The organism is Xanthomonas sp. SHU 308 (assembly GCF_000364645.1).
Taxonomy (GTDB): Bacteria; Pseudomonadota; Gammaproteobacteria; order Xanthomonadales; family Xanthomonadaceae; genus Xanthomonas_A; species Xanthomonas_A sontii.
The window spans coordinates 1-4,227 of record NZ_AQOK01000902.1 but is presented as its reverse complement, the minus strand read 5'-3'; the positions used below and the strand labels follow the sequence as shown (position 1 = coordinate 4,227).

Sequence of the window (4,227 nt, the reverse complement as noted above, 5' to 3'; positions counted from 1 at the left end):
CGCCGTTGAGCAGGCCCGAAACGCTGTAGCCGCTGAGGGTGACGGTGCCGCCGTAGGTCTTGTTGGCGTCGTTGGCGACGATGCGCAGCGTCGCCGGATCGACGCGCAGGCTGCCGTCGACGTAGTTGACGACGTAGTTGGACAGCCCTGCGCCGGTCGCGCCGGAGGCGGTGACGGCATAGTTGCCCACTGCGGCGCCGCTACCGGCGCCCGCGCTGCCCAGCGCGACCCCGGAGACGCTGTCGCTGCCGATCAGACCGGAAACGCGGTAGCCGCTGAGGTTGAGGGTGTCGCCGTAGGTCTTGGAGCCCGAGGTCGCCGTCACCGTCAGCGTCGCCGGGGTGATGGCGATGCCGCCGGAGACCACGTAGCCGATGTCGTAGCCCTGCTGCGAGGACGCCAGGCCACCGATCTGCAGCATGCCGTTGCCGGTGGTGTAGCTGCCGACACCATTGCCTGCGGTCGCGTAGCGCAGCGACGATCCGAACAGCAGGCTGGGGTTGAAGGCGCCGCCGGCCGTGTAGGACGAGATCGTGCCGCTGACACCGTTGCCATCGTAGGTCTTGTCGAGCCCGGAGAGGCTGGTGCTGATCGTCAACGGGGTCAGGAAGCTGCGCAGCAGCGGCGTGCCCATGTGTTCGTACAGGCGCCAGGTCTGGCCGGTGCCGCCGCGGTTGTCGATCGCCCAGCCGGCATCGGTGAAGGTGGACAGCGTGTTCAACGCGCTCCAGGACCTGCCGCCGCTGATCGCATCGATGCTGCCGGTGTTGCTGCCCGCCAAGCGCAGGCCGGCGTTGATCGGATTACCGCCGATGTCGGTGGCGAAGAAGCTGGCGTTGATCGTGCCACTGTTGGTGCCGACCAGGCCGCCGACGGCGTTGCTGCCGCCTATGTCGCCGATGGCGTAGCTGGCGTTGATGATGCCGCCATCGTTATAGCCGACCAGACCGCCGAGATACTGGGTGCCGATCACGCCACGGCCGCCGGCATAGGCCGCGTTGATGGTGCCGGTCAGGTTGTAACCGACCAGGCCGCCCGCATACTCGGTGGCGGCGATGAAACCAGTGGCATAGACACGGGCCAGGCTGCCTCGAGAGTTGTACCCGACCAGCCCGCCGATGTACGACGTGCCGGAAACATCGCCGACGGCGTAAGCGTCGCTGAGGCTTGTGCTGAAGAGGTTACCGACCAGTCCGCCGACATAGCTGACTCCCGATGCGCCACCGGTCGCGTGCGCGTTCGTGATGGTCCCCCTGTTCGCCACTCCGATCAGCCCGCCGACGTAGTTCGAGCCGGAGACGCTCCCGCTGGCCTGCACATTGGTGAGGGTAGCGGTGGACGCCTGGCCTAGCAGACCGCCCGCATGCGTGGTGGTCGCGGTGACGTTGCCGCTGGCCGAGGCGTTCTGGATCTGGCTCTGATTGGCGTTGCCGATCAGCCCGCCGACATGGTCGCCGCTGGCGGTGCTGGTGCTGGTCGCGCTGCCGCTGGCCTGCACGTTGCTGTAGTTGCCCTGGTAGTCGTTGCCGACCAGGCCGCCGACACTGCTGCCGCCGGAGACCGTGCTCGACGAGGACGACGCGTTGATCGTGCCGCTGGCGTTGCTGCCGATCAGTCCGCCGACGTAGTTGCCGCTGTAGGGGCCGCCGCTGCCGACCACGTTGCCGCTGGTCTGCGCGCCGGTGATCGTCCCGGCATTGTTGTAGCCGGTGAGGCCGCCGATGAAGTTGCCGGTGCCGCTCATGGTGCCGGTGACGCGGATGCCGCTGAGCGTGCCGGCATTGAAGCCGGCGACGCCGCCCACGTAGGCGGTGCCGGTGACGGTGGTGCCGGTCAGGGCGAGGTTGAGGATCCGGCTGGCAGCGCCGGTGTTGCCGAACAGGCCGACGTAGGACGTGCCGCCGCGGGCGATGGTCAGCCCGGAAATGGTGTGGTTTGTGCCATCGAGGCTGCCGGTGAAGGCGTTGTTGCTGTCGCCGACCGGGCTGAAGCCGGCGCTGCTCCACATGCCGCTGGCGTTGCTGCCGGCGGTCTGGCTGGCGTCGATGTCGGCCGACAGGCTGTAGTTGGCCGCCATGTTGTACGCCATCAGTTGCAACTGGTGTGCGTTGCCGATGGTGGTGCTGTACTCGCTGGCCAGGAACGGGCGCGTCTGCCCCTCGATCATGATCCAGGCCGGACTGCCGACGCCATCGCTGGCGACGTAGACGTTGCTGGTGCCGGCGAGCAACGCCCAGGTGCCGAGATTGCCGTAGGTGCTGTGGCTGTAACGGTTGTTGCTGCCGAAGCTGGTCAGATTGGTGGCGCTGCCGCCGCCCCCGCTGCTGATGGCATTGGCCTGGCCGGTGCTGTCGACGTCCCACGACGCATTGCTGACGCTGCCCGAATTGGCGCCGATCAGTCCGCCCACGTTGTTGTTGTTGGTGCTGATGACGGCACCCGTGGCGTAGCTGTTGCTGACGCTGCTGGAGCTGACGCTGGCACCACCCGCGTTATTGACGCCCACGAGCCCGCCGACCGAGGCCGTTGCGGTGACGCTGCCGGTGGCGTAGGTATTGGCGATGCTGCTCTGGTAGTTCATGCCGACCAGCCCGCCGACCATGGAACTGCTGCCGGTCACGCTGCCGGTGGCGTAGCTGTTCTTGATCGAGCCGGCGTTCTGGTTGGTTCCGACCAGGCCGCCGACGGAACTGGTGCCGCTCACGGTGCTGGTGGAATACGTGTTGGTCAGGCTGCCGCCGTCGTTGTAGCCGACCAGGCCGCCGGTGTTGCTGGAGCTGCCGGTCACGCTGCCGGTGCTGTGGGAATTGCGGATCGTGGCGCCGACGTTGTTGCCCGCCACGCCGCCGACGGTGTTTTGCCCGTTGACGCTGCCGTTGAACACGCCGTTGTCGATCAAACCCAGGTTGTAGCCGGCCAATCCGCCGATGCCGCCCGAGGTGCCGCTCACCACGCCGTCGACGGTGACGTTCTTGATCGCGCCCTGGCCGTAGCCGACCAGGCCACCGACGTAATAGCCGCCGGAGATGGAGACGTTGCCCAGGTGCACATCGCGGATGAGGCTGTTGCTGCTGGTGGTGCCGAACAGACCGACGTAACCGCTGGCGCCGGAGATGGTCAGGTTGTTGATGCTGTGGCCCAGGCCGGCCAGCTTGCTCTGGAAGGAGGACACCAGGGCGCTGCTGCGGGTGACGCCGGCCAGGTCGATGTCCTGGGCCAACGCATAGGCGCCGGGGCTGTTGAAATAGGTAGCCGCGTCGGCCAGCGAGTGGATCAGCGTGTACGCCTGCCCGTTGATCGCCAGGCTGGCGTGCGCGCCGCCGAGCGAGACGGGGGTGTTGACGTAGTAGTCGCCCGTGCCGCCGACGGTGCCGTTGTCGGTGTAGCCGCCGTAGTTCAGCACCAGGCCGGCCGTGTTGCCGGTGGCGGTGACGGCGGCATTGAGATAGATGCTGTGGTAGGCGTCCAGGGTCAGCGTGGAGTTGCCGCTCCAGCCGATCGCCGCATTGACGTTGATGTCGCCGCTGCCGTTGCTCACGGTGCCCGGGCCGCTGGCGTTGGTGTTGGAGGTGAGCACGGTGACGTTGGTGCCGCCGTTCAACGCGCCGCTGATGGTGCTGGCGGCCGCGCTGTCCACGGTCAGGTCTTCCGGGTCGACCAGCCAGGTGCCGGCGCCGCCGGGGCCGGCGCCCTTGGCGCCGACCGTGATGCCGGAGAAGTCGACGGTGTGGCCGCTGGTTTCGAGCAGGCCGCCGCTGCCGCTGCCGGCCGCGTTGGCGCGCAGCGCGCCATGCACCGCGGTGTGGCCATCGGACCAGACCACGATGGAGCCGCCGTTGCCCTGGCCGGTCGCGCTGGCATCGAGCAGCGCGCCGTCGGCGACCGTGGCCGCATTGGCGTGTTGCAACTGTTCGCCGCCCTGGTAGCCGCCGCCGATGCGCACGCTGCCGCCGGCCGCGGTGCCGCTGGCGTCGATGCGGCCAGCGACGTTCACCGCGCCATCGGACAGCACCTGCACGCTGCCGCCGTGGGTGCCGGAGACATCGATGCGGCCGCTGCTGGCCACGTCGCCGCCGCTGCCGACCAGGCGCACGCTGCCGCCGGAGGTGTCGATGCCGGTGGCTTCGAGCGCGCCGGTGTTGTTGACCAGCAACTGCGACAGCCCGGTGCTGCCGGCCTGCAGCAGGATCTGCCCGCCATTGGCGCGCAGCGTGCCGCTGTTCTCCA

General features: G+C 68.4%; 1 protein-coding gene. It reads right to left on the bottom strand.

Going from position 1 to position 4,227, the window contains the following annotated elements; translation table 11 throughout:
• The coding region (locus tag D588_RS26180; protein ID WP_017917704.1) for a GLUG motif-containing protein at positions 1 to 4,227 on the bottom strand (4,227 nt) is incomplete at both ends.